Annotated in this window: 19 protein-coding genes; 15 read left to right on the top strand and 4 right to left on the bottom strand. The window is 40.9% G+C overall.

What is annotated here, in order from left to right:
• Nucleotides 1-112 precede the first annotated feature (112 nt).
• Both sucA and odhB read left to right on the top strand, forming a co-directional pair.
• Nucleotides 113-2956, top strand: coding sequence for a 2-oxoglutarate dehydrogenase E1 component (sucA, locus tag DFO73_RS00210; RefSeq protein ID WP_110062789.1), 2844 nt, complete (start codon nucleotides 113-115; stop codon nucleotides 2954-2956).
• A gap of 1 nt (nucleotide 2957) precedes the next feature.
• A complete protein-coding gene (odhB, locus tag DFO73_RS00205; RefSeq protein ID WP_110062788.1) occupies nucleotides 2958-4214 on the top strand; it encodes a 2-oxoglutarate dehydrogenase complex dihydrolipoyllysine-residue succinyltransferase in 1257 nt (418 codons plus the stop codon).
• Between the two features lie 316 nt (nucleotides 4215-4530).
• On the opposite strand, the gene sda is transcribed toward odhB, so the two are convergent.
• The gene (sda, locus tag DFO73_RS00200) at nucleotides 4531-4662 is read right to left on the bottom strand and encodes a sporulation histidine kinase inhibitor Sda (RefSeq protein ID WP_110062787.1); all 132 of its coding nucleotides are present in this window, start codon (nucleotides 4660-4662) and stop codon (nucleotides 4531-4533) included.
• A gap of 214 nt (nucleotides 4663-4876) precedes the next feature.
• On the opposite strand from sda, the gene DFO73_RS00195 reads away from it, so the two are divergent.
• The 7 genes from DFO73_RS00195 to DFO73_RS00160 all read left to right on the top strand — a co-directional run bounded on the left by DFO73_RS00195 (nucleotide 4877) and on the right by DFO73_RS00160 (nucleotide 11314).
• Nucleotides 4877-5671 carry a VOC family protein gene (locus DFO73_RS00195; RefSeq protein ID WP_110062786.1) on the top strand — a complete coding sequence of 265 codons (795 nt, stop codon included), beginning with the start codon at nucleotides 4877-4879 and terminating at the stop codon, nucleotides 5669-5671.
• A gap of 13 nt (nucleotides 5672-5684) precedes the next feature.
• Complete coding sequence (locus tag DFO73_RS00190; protein WP_110062785.1) at nucleotides 5685-6083, top strand: secondary thiamine-phosphate synthase enzyme YjbQ; 399 nt, start codon at nucleotides 5685-5687, stop codon at nucleotides 6081-6083.
• A gap of 408 nt (nucleotides 6084-6491) precedes the next feature.
• Nucleotides 6492-8135, top strand: a complete 1644-nt coding sequence (locus tag DFO73_RS00185; protein ID WP_181395912.1) for an AMP-binding protein — start codon at nucleotides 6492-6494, stop codon at nucleotides 8133-8135.
• Between the two features lie 906 nt (nucleotides 8136-9041).
• A complete protein-coding gene (locus DFO73_RS00175; RefSeq protein WP_110062782.1) occupies nucleotides 9042-9911 on the top strand; it encodes a gamma-glutamylcyclotransferase in 870 nt (289 codons plus the stop codon).
• Between the two features lie 350 nt (nucleotides 9912-10261).
• Nucleotides 10262-10705, top strand: a complete 444-nt coding sequence (locus DFO73_RS00170) for a VOC family protein (protein ID WP_110062781.1) — start codon at nucleotides 10262-10264, stop codon at nucleotides 10703-10705.
• 94 nt (nucleotides 10706-10799) lie between these two features.
• Complete coding sequence (locus DFO73_RS00165) at nucleotides 10800-11042, top strand: hypothetical protein (RefSeq protein ID WP_110062780.1); 243 nt, start codon at nucleotides 10800-10802, stop codon at nucleotides 11040-11042.
• A gap of 68 nt (nucleotides 11043-11110) precedes the next feature.
• Nucleotides 11111-11314: a DUF6501 family protein gene (locus DFO73_RS00160; RefSeq protein WP_110062779.1), complete on the top strand. Its 204-nt coding sequence runs from the start codon at nucleotides 11111-11113 to the stop codon at nucleotides 11312-11314.
• 71 nt (nucleotides 11315-11385) lie between these two features.
• On the opposite strand, the gene DFO73_RS00155 is transcribed toward DFO73_RS00160, so the two are convergent.
• Nucleotides 11386-11940 (bottom strand): YhcN/YlaJ family sporulation lipoprotein, encoded by a 555-nt coding sequence (locus tag DFO73_RS00155; RefSeq protein ID WP_110062778.1) that lies wholly within the window; start codon nucleotides 11938-11940, stop codon nucleotides 11386-11388.
• A 111-nt stretch (nucleotides 11941-12051) separates the two neighbouring features.
• Here DFO73_RS00155 and crcB (DFO73_RS00150) point away from each other — a divergent pair, with 111 nt between their 5' ends.
• The 3 genes from crcB (DFO73_RS00150) to DFO73_RS00140 all read left to right on the top strand — a co-directional run bounded on the left by crcB (DFO73_RS00150) (nucleotide 12052) and on the right by DFO73_RS00140 (nucleotide 13932).
• A complete protein-coding gene (gene crcB, locus DFO73_RS00150) occupies nucleotides 12052-12465 on the top strand; it encodes a fluoride efflux transporter CrcB (RefSeq protein WP_258309116.1) in 414 nt (137 codons plus the stop codon).
• Nucleotides 12458-12814 carry a fluoride efflux transporter CrcB gene (gene crcB, locus DFO73_RS00145; RefSeq protein ID WP_110062777.1) on the top strand — a complete coding sequence of 119 codons (357 nt, stop codon included), beginning with the start codon at nucleotides 12458-12460 and terminating at the stop codon, nucleotides 12812-12814. Before crcB (DFO73_RS00150) ends, crcB (DFO73_RS00145) begins: the two co-directional genes overlap by 8 nt.
• A 182-nt stretch (nucleotides 12815-12996) precedes the next feature.
• Nucleotides 12997-13932 carry a lysylphosphatidylglycerol synthase domain-containing protein gene (locus tag DFO73_RS00140; RefSeq protein WP_110062776.1) on the top strand — a complete coding sequence of 312 codons (936 nt, stop codon included), beginning with the start codon at nucleotides 12997-12999 and terminating at the stop codon, nucleotides 13930-13932.
• 37 nt (nucleotides 13933-13969) lie between these two features.
• Here DFO73_RS00140 and DFO73_RS00135 read toward each other — a convergent pair whose 3' ends face one another.
• Together DFO73_RS00135 and DFO73_RS00130 are read right to left on the bottom strand one after the other, a co-directional pair.
• On the bottom strand, nucleotides 13970-15055 hold the full coding sequence (locus DFO73_RS00135; protein ID WP_110062775.1) for a glycoside hydrolase domain-containing protein: 1086 nt from the start codon (nucleotides 15053-15055) through the stop codon (nucleotides 13970-13972).
• A 472-nt stretch (nucleotides 15056-15527) separates the two neighbouring features.
• Nucleotides 15528-16106 (bottom strand): biotin transporter BioY, encoded by a 579-nt coding sequence (locus tag DFO73_RS00130; protein WP_110062774.1) that lies wholly within the window; start codon nucleotides 16104-16106, stop codon nucleotides 15528-15530.
• 676 nt (nucleotides 16107-16782) lie between these two features.
• Here DFO73_RS00130 and DFO73_RS00125 point away from each other — a divergent pair.
• From DFO73_RS00125 to nadE, 3 genes are read left to right on the top strand one after another with little or no spacing between them, the layout of a single operon-like run.
• Nucleotides 16783-17325, top strand: a complete 543-nt coding sequence (locus DFO73_RS00125; protein ID WP_110062773.1) for a cysteine hydrolase family protein — start codon at nucleotides 16783-16785, stop codon at nucleotides 17323-17325.
• 29 nt (nucleotides 17326-17354) lie between these two features.
• Nucleotides 17355-18821 (top strand): nicotinate phosphoribosyltransferase, encoded by a 1467-nt coding sequence (locus tag DFO73_RS00120; RefSeq protein WP_110062772.1) that lies wholly within the window; start codon nucleotides 17355-17357, stop codon nucleotides 18819-18821.
• 18 nt (nucleotides 18822-18839) lie between these two features.
• Nucleotides 18840-19661, top strand: coding sequence for an ammonia-dependent NAD(+) synthetase (nadE, locus tag DFO73_RS00115; protein WP_110062771.1), 822 nt, complete (start codon nucleotides 18840-18842; stop codon nucleotides 19659-19661).
• The last annotated feature ends 428 nt before the right edge of the window (nucleotides 19662-20089 follow it).

Here is a 20089-nt window from a genome sequence, read left to right as displayed (position 1 = left end):
TATTATTCGTAAAAATAAAACGTTAATTCATTATTATAAAGGGTAATTGAATTCAGAGGACAAAAATGTATTGAATTATTTATTTAAAAACAAGTTATGGAGGTAATTTTCCATGAAAAAGCCATCGAATGGTGAGGGACCTTTTGAACAAGGATTTCATGGCCCTAACCTTGGCTATGTTATTGAATTATATGAGAGATATTTAGAGGATCCGGATTCAGTAGATCCGGAAATGAAAGAGTACTTCGAAAAAAATGGGTCTCCTGTACAACATGAAGGAATTTCGACTCCTTCAAGCCAAGCGGAAGTATCCTTAAAGGCTGGGCAGCTTGAAAAGACACTTGCTGCGATTCGTCTTGCTGATAATATTCGCACATATGGACATTTAGCTGCAGATATTTATCCATTGGGAAACCACAATCCAGAGAATGAACTTTTTGATCTATCCAAATACGGGTTAACTGAAAGTGACTTAAAGGAAATTCCTGCAGGTGTAATCACAAAGGATGCGACATATCCACTGAGAAACGGCTTGGAAGCGATTGAGTTTCTAAAAAGCGCCTACATGGGGCCTATTGCCTTTGAATTTCAGCATATCTACGATGAAACCGAAAAAAATTGGCTCCGCCGCAAAATAGGAGCTAACAGCCATAAACTCACCATGCAAAAGCAAGAGAAGGTCAAAGTCTTAAAAAGGCTGACTGAAGTGGAAGAATTTGAAAAATTTCTTCATAAAACATTTGTTGGCCAAAAAAGATTCTCTATAGAGGGCCTGGATACGATGGTGCCTTTATTGGATGAGATCGTATCTGAATCCGTATCAGATGGAGCAAAAACCATTAATATCGGAATGGCTCACCGCGGAAGGCTAAACGTTCTTGCCCATGTGCTTGGAAAGCCGTATGAAATGATTTTTGCTGAATTCCAGCATGCCCCTAATAAAGAGCTTGTTCCTTCCGAAGGATCCATTGGGATTAACTACGGCTGGACAGGAGATGTAAAATACCATCTTGGACTTGATAAGCAAATAAAAGACGAAAACACGACCATAGCCAGACTGACATTGGCGAATAACCCGAGCCATCTGGAATTTGTGGGTTCCGTTGTAGAAGGATTTACAAGAGCTTCCCAGGATGAAAGAACACAGTCCGGTTATCCGAAAGTTGACCATAAATCTGCTTTGGCAATCCTGATTCATGGTGATGCAGCATTTCCTGGCCAGGGAATCGTGGCAGAAACGCTTAATCTTGGACAGCTAACAGGATATAATACAGGCGGATCCATCCATATTATTGCAAATAATACGATTGGATTTACAACTGAATCTCGTGACTCACGTTCCACACGGTATGCAAGTGACCTTGCAAAGGGCTATGAAATGCCAGTTCTGCATGTAAATGCAGATGAACCGGAAGCTGTAGTAGCTGCTGCAAGGCTGGCATGTGAGTATCGTGCTAAATTCCAAAAGGACATTCTGATTGATTTAATTGGCTATCGCAGATTCGGGCATAACGAAATGGACGAGCCGATGACAACCAACCCGCTTATGTATAACGTCATTCGCGAGCGGCCGACGGTGAAAGCGCTCTATGCAGAAAAGCTTCTGAAAGAAAATACTATATCGAAAGAAGAAGCTGAAGGCGTTCAAAACGAAGTAGTGGAAAAAATGAAGGCGGCCCACGAAAAAGTGCCGAGAGAGAAAAAGGAAGCAGAGCCATCCGATCCGCCTGAAACAGTGGAGAAAGGCCTTCCTAAAGTAAAAACTGCGGTACCGATTGAGACACTTAAGCAAATCAATGAAGAGCTTTTAACATGGCCTGAGGATTTCAAAGTCTTTGACAAACTCGGCAAAATTTTAAAACGCAGAATGGAAGCGCTTGAAGGTGATGGTAAAATCGATTGGGGGCTTGCTGAAACATTGGCATTCGCCACTATTTTATCTGATGGAACACCTGTCAGGCTAACTGGCCAGGATTCCGAAAGAGGAACGTTTGCACAGAGAAATGTCGTACTTCATGATCATACGACTGGAAAATCCTATTCTCCGCTGCACAAGCTTTCTTCTGCCAAAGCTTCTTTTGCTATTCATAATAGCCCGTTATCAGAAGCAGCAGTGGTAGGCTTCGAATATGGCTATAATGTTTTCGCGCCGGAAACGCTTGTGTTATGGGAAGCACAATATGGTGATTTTGCCAACGCTGCCCAAGTAATGTTTGATCAGTTTATTGCAGCAGGACGGGCGAAATGGGGACAAAAATCTGGTCTGGTCATGCTTCTTCCTCATGGATACGAAGGCCAGGGACCTGAACATTCAAGTGCGCGTCTTGAAAGATTCCTGATTCTTGCAGCTGAAAATAACTGGACAGTCGCTAACCTGACTTCATCAGCGCAGTATTTCCATATCTTAAGAAGGCAGGCTGCCATCTTAGGGAAAGAGGAAGTTAGGCCATTAGTGATTATGTCTCCTAAAAGTCTATTACGCAATCCTTTGGTTGCTTCAAACGGCCTGGAATTAAGCGAAGGTGAATTTAAATCCGTTTTTGAACAGCCTGGATTGGGTGAAAATCCTGAGAAGGTAAAACGGATCATACTCGGAACCGGGAAGATCGCCATTGATCTGGCGGAAAACCTGAAGAACTATGAGGATCAGGATTGGTTCCATATTTTACGCGTAGAAGAAATCTATCCTTTCCCAATGGATCGTATCAGAGAAATCCTAAGCCGCTATCCGAACGTGGAAGAGATGGTCTGGATTCAGGAAGAGCCAAAGAACATGGGAGCATGGAATTTCGCTGAACCAAGGCTGAAAGAAATTGCCGGCAGCGGAATTGATGTCAGGTATATCGGCAGAAGACGCAGATCAAGCCCTGCAGAAGGTGACCCAACCGTTCATAAGAAAGAACAGGCTCGTATTATAGATGAAGCATTAACACGCAAGCAAGAAGGAGGAAATTAAGGTGGCAGAAATAAAAGTTCCAGAATTGGCTGAATCAATTACAGAAGGTACAGTAGCACAATGGCTTAAACAGCCAGGTGACACAGTCAATAAAGGTGACTATGTTGTTGAATTGGAAACAGATAAGGTAAACGTGGAAATTATCTCTGAGCATAGCGGTATCTTAAAGGAAGTTAAAGCACAAGAAGGAGATACCGTTAATGTAGGAGAAACGATCGCCATCGTCGATGAAAGCGGACAAGCATCTCCTGCACCTGAAAAGGCAGAGGAAAAGCCTGAAGATAAAACAGAAGAACTACCTAAAGCAGAGGAACAGCCTTCACAGCCAACTGCAGAAGAAAAAGCTGGCGGCCAGCGTCCGATTGCTTCACCGGCAGCACGTAAATTGGCACGAGAAAAAGGGATCGATCTAAGCCAGGTTCCAACTAGTGATCCGCTTGGAAGAGTAAGGGCTCAGGATGTTGAATCCTATAATCCTGAACAGGCTAAACAGCAGCCTGCACAGCCATCGAAGCCAGCTGCACCAGCCAAGCCGGCTGCCCAGGAAACGGGCGGCAAAGAAGTGGAACGCATCAAAATGTCACGCCGTCGCCAAACCATTGCAAACCGTCTTGTTGAAGTACAGCAAACAGCTGCGATGCTGACAACATTCAATGAAGTTGACATGACCAATGTTATGAACCTTCGTAAAAAGCGCAAAGATAAATTCTTTGAAGAAAATGATGTTAAGCTAGGCTTCATGTCATTCTTCACAAAAGCGGTTGTGGCTGCTCTTAAGAAAAATCCATTCCTGAATGCTGAAATTCAGGGGGATGAAATAGTCCTTAAGAAGTTCTATGATATTGGTATTGCCGTATCAGCCAAAGAAGGACTTGTAGTACCGGTTGTTCGCGACGCTGACCGCAAAAACTTTGCAGAAATTGAAAAAGATATTATGGATCTTGCCACTAAAGCGAGAGACAATAAACTGGCATTATCAGACCTTCAAGGAGGGACATTCACCATTACAAATGGCGGTATCTTCGGTTCAATGATGTCAACGCCAATCCTTAATGGCCCACAGGTCGGCATACTTGGGATGCACTCTATTCAATTGCGCCCTGTTGCTATTGATGCAGAAAAAATGGAAAATCGTCCAATGATGTATATTGCATTATCTTACGACCACCGAATTGTGGATGGAAAAGAAGCAGTTACATTCCTTAAACGGGTTAAAGAACTGATTGAAGATCCGGAAAGCCTTCTATTTGAAGCCTAATAAAACCAGCAGAGCGGAATTAATCCGCTCTGTTTTTTATTAAGGAAAATAATTTTGCCTGAAGGAAACATTGTACTTGTTATGAATATTATATCAGTAAAAAGCAGGTGAATAATATGCGGAGAAGGCAAATGAAGATACTGCAATATTCGGCGGTACTAAAGAAACTTGGTGTACTTACCGAAGAAGAATACAATAATATCAAACATGCTAATAAGCTAAAAGACAGAGTTCGCAGGAATTAAAAAAAGCGGGAATACCTCCCGCTTCTAGATTTCAAATTAAGTATTTGCCAAACTGTTAAAATCTAGAACCGCTACTCTTTAAACGGCTTCAATCCCCGTTTTTGAATCTCGGTTTTTAATATCCTAATCCATTCCTTTTCAGATCCTGTCTTCAATGCATCACGATACGAGACGACCAACTGTTCATTACTCATAATTTTCATTCTGCATACCTCCTGATAAATGGATTGAATATTCTATTTTTTTAATTTATTGTAAAGGTTTTATTAAGATTTGTGAACCCATTATTTAAAAAAAATTTATTTCATTCTCATGACAAAGATTTTACACTCGAAGTATGGATGCCTCTTAATGGACGAGCATTAGCAACATTTGTATGATTTATATAACAGAGCAATTAAAAAGGAGGAGTCGCTAATGGAATTAAAGCTTGATCATATCGTCCATTTTATTAAAGGCCATCCAGCAAAAGCTGTGAATGCCTGGAAAAATCAGGGATACCATGCTGCTATGGGCGGCAGCCATGAAAACTGGGGAACTTATAATAGTCTCCTATATATCGGACATGCTTACCTGGAGTTTCTCTCTGTAGAGAAAAAAGAAATTGCCGACCAAACAGACAACCCGCTAATCACGCAGCTTACTCAAGACCTTCAGAATGGGGAAGGAGTCGGGCAAATTTGCTTCCGGACGAATAACATGCGTGAGCTGCAAAGAGAACTTGAAAATAAAGGATGTGAAACCCATCCAATTTTCAAGGGGAGCCGAAAGCGTGAAGATGGCAGCACCATTTCATGGAGTATGCTTTTTATTAAAAATAACCCACAGCATATTTATCCGTTTTTTATCGATTGGGGAATGGAAGACGATATAAGATTCCAAGAATTGAAACGGCTCGGCATGCTTGATGATAAGCTTGAGGATGCTAGCGTTCAAGCTATATTCATTGCTGCTGAAGACAGTGAAAAATCCGCAAAAGAGTGGACCAAGCTTTTTCCATTTAAAATCAGGGATACATACAAAACCAGCAACCAGCGTGAAAAAAGAACTTCCATTCAGGCTGGTTCTACAGAGATTTTCTTTTGCCAGCCATTAAACGAAGAAAGTGAGGCTTCTGCAGTTTTAAAAACTCGCGGAGAAAAACCTTTTGCTATTCAGTTTGCACCTTCACTTAAAAAAGAAGTAAACCTTTTTGGATCAAGCTATTTGTAAGGGGGACATACAGTTGTTAAGGAAATTTACAATTCACACGTCAAAGCGGGATGAGTTTATTGAAGTAACAGCCCAGGTACAAAAATTCATAACAGACTCCGGTATAAGGGAGGGGGCAGCTGTCATTTATTGCCCCCACACAACTGCCGGGATTACCATAAATGAGAATGCCGATCCGGATGTAAAGACAGACATGATCAGGCGTTTTGATGAATTTTTTCCTTGGGAGCATAAACAAGACCTCCATATGGAAGGAAATACTGCTGCCCACATGAAAGCAAGCACAGTCGGCTCTTCCCAGCATGTTATTATAACAGAAGGCGAATTGCTTCTTGGAACATGGCAGGGAATCTACTTCTGCGAATTCGATGGCCCCAGGACCCGGACATTTAATGTTAAAATATTAAATTAATAATAGATATCTATGAGACTGCTTCTGATTAGGAGCAGTCTCATTTTTCCTGCACACCTTTTCACTGGAACCGCGCGGAACCGACCCTGGTCCGTTTAAAAAGTTCTAACCATCACCCAAATTCCAACGTTCTGCTTGGTCTTATCATGTCCCGCCTCCCTCGGAATAGGCTGGCATCTGCTCCTACACCTTTATATAAACAATCTCCCATAAAAGTATTTCTCGATACTTTTATGCTCAATACTGTCAGCGCAGACTTTCCAACTTATAAGATTATTGATATACGAAAATATTGAATATTCAGCAATATATGATAACATAAAATGTAAGCGTTTCATTTTAGCATCTTGGAAGAATTTCTGCATAATGAACAGATCATAATCTAAGGAGGATTTCTGGATGACGGAATTGTTAAATCTCACAGTAGGGAAGCTCCTCGAAGAGAAAGCCAACCTTCACCCCAAACATGAAGCTGTAGTCTATGCAGACAGAGGGCTGCGAATGACCTACAAGGAGTTTGATGATTATTGCCGGCTTGCAGCCAAAGGTTTTATGAAGCTGGGCCTCGAAAAAGGGGAACATATTGCTGCATGGTCGACAAACAAGCCTGAATGGCTGACATGCCAGTTTGCAACTGGTAAAATGGGGGCTGTGCTCGTAACAGTTAACACAAACTATCAAGCTGCTGAGCTTGAATATCTTCTAAAACAATCTGATACAACTACTATTGTTTTAATGGAAAATTTCAGAGACACCTCTTACATAGAGATGCTATATAGTATTGTTCCCGAACTTAAAACTTCAGAGCCGGGACAGCTGGAGAGCAAACGGCTGCCTTACTTAAAGAATGTCGTAGTTATGGGCCGGAAACGCTTCCCTGGGACTTACAGCTGGGATGATATGATTAAAATGGGTGAATCCGTCTCGGAAGAAGAACTTAATCAGCGTATGGAGAGCCTGGATCCGGATGATGCGATTAATATGCAATACACATCGGGAACTACAGGTTTTCCGAAAGGGGTTATGCTAACCCATAATAATATTGTGAACAATGGCTACAATATCGCCAATTGCATGCGTCTAACTAAAGATGACCGCTTATGTATCCCAGTTCCTTTCTTCCATTGTTTCGGATGCGTACTTGGAACTATGGCGTGTGTATCCGTTGGCGCCACCATTGTTCCGGTTCAGGAATTCAGCCCCCAAGCAGTGCTTCAGACTGTACAGGATGAAAAATGTACGGGTTTGCACGGCGTTCCGACTATGTTTATCGCAGAGCTTAATGATCCAGAATTCAGCAAATATGATTTATCCAGTCTTCGCACAGGTATAATGGCTGGCTCCAATTGTCCAATTGAGGTTATGAAAGGGGTTATCGAAAGGATGGGCGCCAGCGAAATAACGATCGCTTATGGCCAGACAGAATCTTCTCCAGTCATTACCCAGACACGAACAGATGATCCAATTGAGCTTAGGGTCGAATCTGTTGGCAGAGCCCTTCCTAATGTAGAAGTAAAAATCGTGGAACCGGGGACGAATAAAGAGGTTCCACGCGGTGTACAGGGTGAGTTATGTACAAGGGGTTACCATGTCATGAAAGGCTATTACAAAAATCCAGATGCCACCAAAGAAGCCATTGATGACAACGGCTGGCTGCACACAGGAGACCTGGCCGTGATGGATGAAAACGGATATTGTAAAATTACAGGCAGGCTTAAAGATATGATCATCAGGGGCGGAGAAAACATCTATCCCCGCGAAATAGAAGAGTTCCTTTATACACATCCAGCCATTCTTGATGTCCAGGTGGTAGGTGTTCCTGACGCTGTTTATGGGGAGGAAGTAGTCGCCTGGGTTATCTTAAAAGAAGGCGAAGAAATAACAGCCGTAGAACTGCGTGAGTATTGCAAAGGTAAAATATCACGGCATAAAATCCCGCGCTATATTGAATTTATCGAGGCTTATCCAATGACAGCTTCAGGTAAAATCCAAAAGTTCCGTTTGCGGGAACAAGCAAAAGAAGTAATTGAAAAAGCCAATACATTAAAGTAATTTTTTACAAGGCCCCTGTTGGTTTGCAAGTCGAATACCAACAGGGGTTTTTATTTTAAAGGCTTGTTGTTTTTTAGCACCCTGTTGATTGGAGCGGAAGGCAAGAACTCCTAGAAAATGCATTCGCATTTTCTGCGTGCGGTGTTTATTCGGGGATGCTTATTCAAAGCCCTGCGGGAGTGCGGATCATTGGAGACTCCGCAGGAGCATAGCGACGAGGAGCTCCCTGGAAAGGGAGTGCCTGCAACGGAAATCAACAAGCAAATTTAACAGAGCCATTTTATTAACAAACTCCACCTTCTCTCATTCAAAAGTCTCAAAAAATCTCATTCCCTCTGCCAATGTTTCACAAAAAGAGAAAGGATAAAATGAGATTAAAGATGAGAAGAAGGGAGAGAGTTAAAGGAATGTATGATGAAATTTATGTCATGGAAACATTAAATAAACTAAAACAAACAAAATTTGAATCAGCAAGGCAGCCCCAACTACTTCAAAATCGTAAAAACCAACTGTTCTGCAAGCTTCCAATTATTAAAAATTTCAGAGTTTGCCAGTGCCAATCCTGAATGGAAGGAGAATCTTTCTCCGTCTTATTTTTTTGTTAAAGCTGGCACTTTGTTAATTTGTGTTGAAGGTGTGAGATCCTCGAAAATGCATCGGCATTTCAGCGGTGTTTATTCAGGATGCTTATTCAAAGTCCTGCGGGTTTGCGGATCAATGGGAGACCACCCAGGCTTAATGCTTGAGGAGGCTCCATGAACCGCCCGCGGTTCACTGAGCACCTGGAGCGATAATCAACAGGCAAATTTAACAGACCCTATTTTTTTGGAAAGAATCTTCAGAAAATGGTAGTATAGTAATCAAATTCAGATTTAGCATATAGAGGAATAAGGGGGACCAAAACGAATGACAACACAGAAGCTGTTTGTGTATGGGACATTAAGAAAGCATGAATCGAACCATTTCGTCCTGAAAGGGAGTCCCTGCATTGCCGAGCAGGCATGGGTATACGGGGAGTTATATGATACTGGACTTGGGTATCCCTCCATGAAGGCATCGCTTGATCAAAAGGTATATGGGGAACTCTATGAGGTTCACTTGGATCATTTCACTGAGCTGGATGAGCTGGAAGATTACATTCCAGGCAGAAAAGACAATTTATACGACAGAGTGGAACAAACTGTACATACCGATGCTGGAGATGTCAACGCACTTGTTTATATTTCAAACAGAAATGATATACTGGCTGAACCCATTTTACACGGAGACTGGAAGCTCTATCGTTTAATGAAAGACAAACCGGAGAAAACCTATTACTTTGCATATGGTTCCTGCATGGACGATGAACGATTCCGGTTAGCAAATGTTGATCAGCATTTCAAGACTGTTGTTGGCGGTGGAGTGCTAAAAGGTTATTCCATGCAATATTTATTTTCACGGGACGATGGCGGAAGAGCTGATATTGTGGAAAATGGAGGAATTACCGAGGGAATTCTTTATGAACTGCCGTATAAAGCGGTTGAATATCTCTTCCATCGGGAAGGGTTTTATGGGGAATGGTACCGGCCAGCGTTTGTAAATGTGCAAGTTGGCGAGGATGTATATACCGATGTTTTAACTTTTCATGTTTATAATAAAAAGGGAGAATTGCCTCCGCCTGACCACTATGCACTGGAGATTCTGCGCGGAGCAAGAGGAAGAGTCAGCGAGCAATATTATAAAAATCTTGAAAAACAACTGGAAAAACTCGGCGTAAAAATAAATTTGGATGCTTAAAAATTTAGGACTAAAGGATGAACTCATGTTCATCCTTTTTTCTGTATATCACTGATAACTCCTATTTTAAAATTAGTCTATGCTAGAGCTCATTGTTGATTTTGTCACTAAGCTGATATGAGAAGAAGGCGCAAGACTCCTGGGAAATGCATTGGCATTTCCTTCGTGCGGTATCTATTCGAGGATGCTTGTTCAATGACCTGCTGGAGAAGCGGGTCTAAAGGAACCCCCCCATTGCACAGAGGAGCGTCGGACCCGCCGGCGGTTCGCTAAAGCTTCTTAAGCGGAAACCAACAGGCAAGTTAACACAGCTTTAAATAACAATCGAAAATGAAAAGGGGGCATTGAGAATGCAGGGAGCTAAGTTATATGAAGCGCATTTGGATACATCCAATTTGGAAAGAAGCATAATTTTTTACGAAAGCCTGGGATTTACTGTGGCTTACAAAATAGAGGTTAGGAGAGCAGCATTCTTTTTCCTGGGAGAAAACAAGGAAAATATGCTGGGCATTTGGGAAACAAAAGACACACCAATTAAGCGAAATCACATAGCTTTTTCTGTTCCGCCAGAAGAACTGAAAAGGATTATTCCATTCTTAAAGGAAAATGGCATTGAAGCGAGGGAGAGTTTCGGCCTCTCGTCCAAAGAGCCAATCGTCCATCCATGGATGCCAGCTGCTTCAGTCTATTTTTATGACCCGGACGGCCATTCATTGGAGTATATCTCTGTATTGCAGGGGGATTCAAGGCCCAATTTAAAGCCGATGCATTTAAGTGAATGGGAAAAAATTTGATTTGTTTTAATGCAAAATTATTCATTTGATGTTTGAAACAGGCTAAGTTCGTGGTAAATAACCTTTGCCATCATCTTAGAAAGAAGGTCATCATATGAATATAATTGCAGATAATGGCTTTTATGAAGTGGAGTACGAAAATGAGTATTACGAACATTTGGAGTTTGTACGAATAGATCATATCTGTGAGATTACCTATATAACATTAAAGAACATTTTAACCGGAGAAGTATATACCTTCGATATGGACCGAATCAAACGTTTCAGGAAAATAATGAAGGTTATGCCAACGATTAGAGAGAATCATGTTGCAGACAGCAGCTCGTATTCTTTATAATACTTAATAAGAGCTTAGCCTGACTGAATGAGTAAGCTGGTTAGGCAGAAAACGAAGGAGTGGCAATTTTGATTCATTTAACTTGGCATGAACGAGATACAGTAAAAAAAGTAAAATGTGTGCATACAGATGCAGCAAAATATATTGTAGACAGGGCGTTGACTGCAGGAAAAATTTATGATGTTAAAAATGAAACCGAAGAATTCTATTTTATTTTAGATAATTCCGGAAAAGTAAGCGGCTTTTACAAAGACTATTTCCAGGATATTTAATAACATGAAGAAAACGGCCTGTTCATACCGGCCGTTTTCATTTTTTTAACATACCTATAAATGTTCTATTCTTATCTTTGCGTAGGAAAGATCCGTCGTACAGTTTCGTTAAACTCATCAAAGAATCCTTCTATGGGCTGTCCGCCTCGTATATCTTCTGTATATCCAGTCATTCGATCATAAAAATCGGGATTAACTGAAACATATACATTATCGATATCCTGGTCAACAGATTTTACTTGATCAGCGATTTTTTCTTCAATATCCTTTGTCAATTCACCATTTCCATTATCCATCCGTGCAGCAACATAGGCATTATTATCTGTAACAATCACGTTTGCTGTATCAACTTCAGGAATGGCAGTAATTTTCTCCGCAGCTTTATCAGCAACCCTCATTCTTGGGGATTGTTCTCTATTTTGATTTTCTGTACGGGTACGTGTCAGGTCAATCCCCGGTTCTGTTGTGCGGCCATTTTCACCGTAATTGCTGTCGTTAACTTTTGTAGGCTGGCTCAAATCCCTGTTTCTTTGTGCTGTTTCATTCATATCGTTGTTATTCATCCCGCATCCTGCAAGCACCACAGCTGTCAGAGCGCCTGCAATAATCGCTTTGCGTTTTAGCATATGGATTCACTCCTTTTCTGTTTTTTCATCCTTAGGATTCCTATAACATTTTTTGTTATTCAATATTTTTTCAATAAAAAAAAATGCTAAAATGATTTATGGAATGCCCTAATGAAAGAGTTGATTGTTTTGAAAGTTTTCATTTATATAGGAATTGGAGGCATGGCCGGAAGCCTTTTAAGGTATATTATTTCCGATCAATCCACCCAAGCTTGGGGGAGCAGTTTCCCGTTTGGAACTTTAATCGCAAATCTTGCAGGAGCGTTCATTCTGGGACTTTTTACTTCACTTGTCATAAGGCAAAACCGACTTACAAATGATTTGCGACTGGGAATTGGAACCGGTGCAATCGGGTCTTTTACAACCTTATCAACCTTGAGCAGTGAAACCGTTATGTTAATTGATGAACATGCCTACTTAAATGCTCTTCTTTATATTACAATTAGTTTAGTTGGGGGGCTTGCCGCCGCATTTGCAGGGTATCATTCAGGCTTGGGCGAAAAGGAGGCTTCCAGCCATGATTGATTTTCTATGGATTGGTGCAGGAGGGTTCTTTGGAGCAATCTCCCGATATCTGGCTGTCTTGTATGTAAAAAAGAAATTCAAATCAGATATTCCAGCTGGTACTCTGGCTGTAAACCTATCAGGTTCTTTTTTGCTAGGATTGTTAATTGGCTTGGATTTTAATGGAAACCTATTTTTGCTTCTGGGTGTCGGTTTCATGGGGTCTTTTACAACTTTTTCAACCTTTAAATTTGAAACAGTTGAGCTTTTGGAGGGGAAAAAGAAGAAACAAGCTATTACATATTTAATTTTTACTTATGCGGGTGGTATTGTATGTGCGTTTGCAGGTTTAATAACAGGAAGAATGTAAAAGGAGCGGGGGTGTAATACCACGCTCCTGTTTTATAATTAAATTGGTTGTCCATTCTAATGTACTTATCCAGGAATATAATGATAAAAAGTGGATGTGTATTTTGTGCAGCAGTATGGTACACTCTATCAGGAAGCTTTAAGCTCATACATAATACTCGATTTAATGAATGGTGGGGTAATTTGTCTTTCTTAAAACAAAAAACATTCCTATCGTTGGCCAAATTCCTGGTACCCATTTTCATATTACTTTTTATAAGCTATGAAGCAAAAGGCATGTTCGACGATTTTAACTGGGCCTTGCTTGAGCTTTATTTGGACCGGCTTTCTCCACAGAAAGTAGTTTTGATTATAGCACTTGGACTAGCCGCTCTTTTTCCTATGTATTTTTATGATGAGATCCTGCAGCGGCTTTTTCGTATAAAAGTTCCCAAAAAGAAGCTGCTCTTTTATTCGTTGTCAGCAAATGCGTTCTCGAATTTTATCGGCTTTGGGGGCGTTGCAGGGGCAACCCTAAGATCTTATTTTTATAAAAATTATTTAGCTGGCGGCACTCCCTATATAAAAATAATTGCCAAGCTCTCACTTTTTTATCTGACAGGATTATCTTTGCTTTCATGGATGATTATTTTTTCAGATTTGCATTTATATGAAGATGTGAAGCTAATAAAAATTGCCGTCTGGGGGATTGCCGCCTATACCCCTGTATTGCTGGCCATATACTTCTTCAAGACATCGTTCTGGAATTTAAAGCACATTAAAAAGGGATATGCAGCAGAATTGCTGGCTGTTTCCTTATTGGAGTGGCTTTTTATCATTTTTTGTATTTGGGGAATTGCAAAATCTCTTGAGGTTTCGATTCCATTCTTTGTTATATTTCCGATTGTAATCATTTCAGCATGCGCCGGCATTGCCAGTATGATTCCTGGTGGTATCGGATCTTTTGACTTTGTATTTTTAATCGGCTTGGAATCTCAGGGGATTCCCACCGAATTGGGCCTTTTAATCCTTATGTTCTACCGTCTAAGTTATTATATCGTTCCCGTTTTTATCGGTACGCCTTTTGTGATGAACCAAATCTGGAATAACGGAGATGCAAGAAATGCTTTTAAAATTTAAAAGAGCCTTTTTGGGCTCTTTTTTTTGTAATATTCTTTTACCATAAAACTTTAATAATTTCACCATTGAATAAATTCGTATCAATGTTGCATGCCTGCGCATCAATACCGTATTGCCAGCCGGCAATCAAAGCATTTTCAGGAGCTTGGGGCTTATATCCAGGTGCCTGTTTTTCAGTAGTAATGCCAACATTTGGTACTGCACTCCAAACATACGTGTTTTCAAGAAGAGCTGAATTGCTGTTTCCAGCTTCTTCAAAAGCTTGGGTAAGAGCACGCTCCGGCTCAAAAATTCCATAAATGCCTGAACGATATGGTGAATCTTCTATTCCTTGAAACCACCCTTCAATAAATGCAGAATCAACGGGATAGCTGGGCTCAATGTCGGCAAAAATGGCAACACCCTCTGGGATGCGCAATTCCTCCGCAAGCTTAATGGCTGCTCTCGCTTCGTTCTGTCCATTTTCTAGCCCTGTTGCATTACTAAATCGATTCCAGATGACAAGGATTTTTATATCATTGGAATGGAGCAGTTCCGCTTCTTCCGGGGTGATACCGGCTGAAACACCATCTTTTTCACCCAAATATCGGCCCCAAACTTTAGGGCTTCCGAAATTTTCGCGCACACAGGAAAGCAAGTCGCTTGTGGTGAGACTCGCGGAGTCTACACCCCAAACGACTTCATCTTCATCCGTTTGGCGATCCTGATCATCCTGGTTTCCGCCATCATTGCCATTATTATTGCCGTCATTATCGCTGTTCTCATTGCCATCACCATTACTGCCTGAACTGGAATCTTGGCTGTCAGCTTTATTCTTTATTTTATTTGTTACGTTTACATCGACATTAACTTCTATGTCATTTGAAACATTATTGTCAATTTTGCTATTGTTCCCGTTATTTAAATCATTATCGATTGAATTGTTTACATTTGCTTTATTGCCTTTAATATTATTTTTTACATTATTGGTAATATCACTGTCACTATTAGACTCTCCGCTATTCGGTTTTTGATGGGTGTTTGGTTCAGCATTCTTGGAATCAATGAGAGAGAAGGTAAATATCGAAATCATAACAGCAAATAATGCAGTTACGATGAAAGGCAAAAGTCCCCGTCTGTCCATATTTCACAGCCCTCCTTGTCAGTTCAATGACATCCTATGCGGAAAGGAGGGGGGTGGTGATTGGACTAGCAAGGGCCAGGAAGGAACCTGCTGCTCTGCTTAAAAGGAAGGGGAATGTCGATAAAGATACCGATTAACTACCTTTTTCCTTTGGGAAGAGACTTTTTCGTCGTTAATCATCCCGATTAACTACCATGCTCCTTTGGGAAGAAGCCTTTTCGTCGTTAATCATCCCGATTAACTACCATGCTCCTTTGGGAAGAAGCCTTTTCGTCGTTAATCATCCCGATTAACTACCATTCTCCTTTGGAAGAAGCTTTTCATCGTTAATCAACCTTTTTGCTACCAAAGTTAGTTGATTTGCGCAATGGATGGAATCAGGTCCGAAGATAGCTTATTTAAAAGATTAGAAATACACAGCTCCTCATAACGAAAAAAAGCCGATCCCTTTAGTTTCGGCTCTTTCACTAAATCAAACAGTTTCATTTTTTGTCCCTTTTGCAGGGAACAGGAGGTTTGCGGATTGAAGTCTTTTTCTTACAATAATCCCAATCCAGGAGGCAAGGGCAGCTTTTATTAACCCAACGATAATAAACGGAGTGGCTCCGCCGGCAATGGCACCAGTCCAAGTCAGATCAGCCGCAATTTTTAGCCAGGCAGTTCCGAATGCCAAAGTCACCAGCATACCAATCGTATTGGCGATCATCGCATTTTTGAAAGAGAAAGATGTTTTCTCCAAATACCATCCGATGATGAACGCTGCCGGGATAAAACCAACCAAATAACCGCCAGTAGGTCCAACTAATTTGGATATTCCCCCTGAGAATTCAGCAAATACTGGAACACCCGCTGACCCAATAACTAAATATAAGATCACGGAAAGTGTTCCATAGCGCGCTCCCAGTATAGTGGCTGCCAGTCCAATTGCCAATGTTTGGCCGGTAATCGGCACAAGTGGGAGGGGAATTGTAATTTGTGCCATTACCCCGATGATGGCAGCAAATAAAGCAGTTACAATCATGGATCTCAGCTTCAGCTGATCTTTAGTCATTTAAAATCTCCCCTTTAAATATGTAAACTTAATAAACTACCAGGTTAACAAGACAACTATATTATTATATGAAATGATTGTCAACGCAAAACAGGTGATAGGAAATAACAGAACTAGCCAAGCACGGCGTGTTGTTTTTCTTTGTTAAATAATAGGGGCGTGTCTTGAGTACTCTTCCACCAAAACAGTTTTGATAGAAGCTTTAGGTTAAAACTCAATATCCACAACTCTTACTAGTTATCCACAATCCGCCAAATAGGGGTATGGGTATTAATTATACGGTTGCAGGTATAATAGGATATATTAATGAAAGTATCTCTATAGCCAATTTGCTTAACTGTATGAATCACCAGTTAAAAACACAAATGTTTCATCAGAAAAACAAAACAGATATAAGCCAAATGTTATTTTAAAAAAACCTTCCCAAACCACCTAGCGGGAAATAATTCATGTATTATTATTATCAAATAACTTCCTTATTCATTATAACGAACACATCATCAAAGCAGGTTTTTTGCAGAGGAGTAAATCACCCTATTTGCGGGTAGATTCCAAATATACATAAGCTGTCGGGATGAAAAATTTGATTAATGTGCTAATTTTCACTTAGTATCTAATTAATAGCCAAAATTTTCATCCAAGTGAGATGATAAATAAAATTAATGGGGGATATTAGATGACAAAAGCACTTTTAAATATTGATTATACGATTGATTTTGTCACTGGAGCATTGCCTTGCGGACAGCCTGCTATTGATATAGAAAAAGAAATAGCAGCGATTACGGCAAAGTTTATTGAAGAGGGGGCTTTTACAGTCTTTGCGATTGATCTCCATTTTCCTGATGACCCCTATCATCCTGAAACAGCCCTTTATCCGCCCCATAACCTTAAAGATACTGAGGGACGACTATTGTATGGAGAATTAAGCAAGGTCTATCAGTTTCATGCTGATAAGGAAAATGTTTTTTGGATGGATAAAACAAGATATAGTGCCTTTGCGGGAACAGACCTTGAATTAAAATTGAGGGAGCGCGGCATAACCGAAGTGCACCTTGTAGGTGTCTGCACGGATATATGTGTATTGCATACCGCTGTCGATGCCTATAACAAAGGTTTCAACATTGTTGTTTATGAAAACGCTACTGCTAGCTTCAATGAAATTGGCCATCGCTGGGCTTTGGAACATTTTAAAAACTCAATGAACGCAAAGGTAATTTAACAGAAGATTTTACACAGGAGGTTGCGTTAATGCCTAATGAATTTGCGGATGACAGTTTAGCTTTGCATACTGATTTATATCAAATAAATATGGCCCAAACCTATTGGGAAGATAACATACATAATAAAAAAGCCGTTTTCGAGGTCTTTTTCAGGAAGCTCCCGTTTGGAAACGGATATGGGATCTTTGCCGGTCTTGAAAGAGTGATCGAGTATATTGAGAATTTCCGCTTCACTGAAAGCGATCTAATGTATTTAAAAAATGAACTTCATTTTAAGGGTGATTTTCTTGATTATTTAAAAAGCATGAGGTTTTCCGGCACGATCAAATCAATGGAAGAAGGCGAGCTGGTTTTTGGCAATGAACCAATCATGAGAGTGGAGGCCCCTTTGGCAGAAGCTCAAATTGTTGAAACAGCTTTATTGAATATCATTAACTATCAAACATTGATTGCCACCAAAGCGACACGCATAAAAGAAGTAATTGGCGATGGAACTGCCATGGAATTTGGATCAAGAAGGGCACATGAAATGGATGCAGCCATCTGGGGTACAAGGGCAGCATACATCGGAGGCTTTGATGCGACTTCAAATGTGAGGGCAGGCAAGAAATTCGGCATCCCGGTTGCAGGAACACATGCACATTCATTTGTTCAGGCTTATCGTGATGAATATACAGCTTTTAAGAAATATGCAACTACTCATAAAGATTGTGTTTTCCTTGTAGATACGTATGATACCCTGAAATCCGGTGTCCCCAATGCAATCAAAGTAGCGAAAGAATTGGGAGAGAAGATTAATTTTAAAGGCATTAGGCTTGACAGCGGCGACCTGGCATACCTATCAAAAGAAGCACGAAGAATGCTTGATAAAGCAGGTTTCCCTGATGCAAAAATTATCGCTTCCAATGACCTGGACGAATATACGATTATAAACCTGAAAGCACAGGGTGCAAAGATTGATATATGGGGAGTTGGCACAAAGTTAATCACTGCTTTTGAGCAGGCAGCGCTTGGGGCTGTGTACAAACTCGTTTCAATCGAGGATGAAGCGGGTAAAATGGCTGATACAATTAAAATAAGCGGAAACCCGGAAAAAGTCACCACTCCTGGACTAAAAAAAGTTTATCGCATTATCAACAAGGATAATCAAAAATCAGAAGGGGACTATATTGCTTTGGAACATGAACATCCCCAGCAGGAAAAAAGGCTGAAGATGTTCCATCCTGTCCATACTTTTGTCAGTAAATTTGTTACAAATTTTGAAGCGAGGGAGCTCCATAAAGAAATATTTAAAGAGGGGAAGCTTGTCTATCAAATTCCCTCCTTAAAAGAGATGCAAAACTTTGCAAAGGAAAATCTCAATGTATTATGGGATGAGTACCGCCGATCTTTAAACCCTGAAGAATACCCTGTCGACTTGAGCCAGAAGTGTTGGGATAATAAAATGCATATGATCAGGCAAGTTAAAGAAAAAGTAAAAGGCAGACCGTATTAAGAGAGGGAGGAACCTGAAATGAAATTACAGAAAGAAATCATGCAGACATTAAGTGTTAATCCAAAAATTGATCCGAAAGAAGAAATCAAAAAAAGAATCGGCTTTTTAAAGAATTATCTCGTGAAAACCAATTCAAAAGGTTACGTCCTCGGCATCAGCGGCGGGCAGGATTCTACCCTGGCAGGACGCCTTGCCCAGCTGGCGGTTGAGGAACTCAGAAAGGAAGGAAAGGAAGCAACTTTCATAGCAGTACGTTTGCCATATGGTGTACAAAGGGATGAGGATGATGCCCAGCTGGCTCTATCCTTTATTCAGGCAGACCGAGAATATGTATTCAATGTAAAAGATCCGGTTGATGAGGTTAAGAAAGAATATGACCGAATCTTCCCGGAAGATCCTTTAAAGGATTACCATAAAGGAAACGTAAAGGCACGCATGAGAATGATTGCCCAGTATGCAATCGGCGGCCAAAATGGCTTGCTTGTTATTGGTACCGACCATGCTGCTGAAGCAGTAACTGGATTTTTCACGAAATATGGTGACGGCGGTGCTGATGTCCTTCCACTGTCCGGCCTGACAAAGCGACAAGGTAAAGCTCTTCTTAAAGAGCTTGGCGCAGAAGAAAGGCTGTATCTAAAAGTGCCAACTGCTGATCTACTTGACCAAAAGCCTGGACAAGCCGATGAAACTGAATTAGGTATATCCTATGATGAACTGGATGATTATCTTGAAGGAAAAGAAGTAAGCCAAGAGGCTGCTGAAAAAATTGAAAAACGCTATCTGTTCTCTGAACATAAACGCAGAATTCCGGCATCCATGCATGATGACTGGTGGAAATAAGGATGCCCAAAATTCATCACCTCAAGCGTTTATATAGATCTATTTTAAAATAGGCATGATTCTACTGTCACATTCAATTTTAAAATCCTGTTGATTGGAGTGGAAGGTGCGAAGACTCCTGCGGGAGCAAGGGTCAGGGGAGACCCCGCAGGAGCGAAGCGACGAGGAGGCTCCCCTGACCGCCCGCGTTCGCTGAGCACCTGGAACGGAAATCAACAGACCCATTTCACAGTCTGAGGAGAATCCCTTAAGCGGGATTTTCCTTTTTATCTTTTCTTTGTTAAAGCTCATAGCTGATATTTCACTATGTTGATTGGAGCTGAAGGCACAGGTTTATCGAAAATGCATTATATTTCCTTCGTGCGGTGTTTATTTAAGGGAGCTCTTCCAAGTCCTGCTTTATGCGCCGTGAAGGCTTCCGGAACACC

This window comes from Cytobacillus oceanisediminis, assembly GCF_003182355.1.
In the GTDB taxonomy this organism is placed as follows: domain Bacteria; phylum Bacillota; class Bacilli; order Bacillales; family Cytobacillaceae; genus Cytobacillus; species Cytobacillus oceanisediminis_A.
Note: the sequence above shows the minus strand (reverse complement) of the source record. Positions and strands in the feature narration are given on the sequence as shown.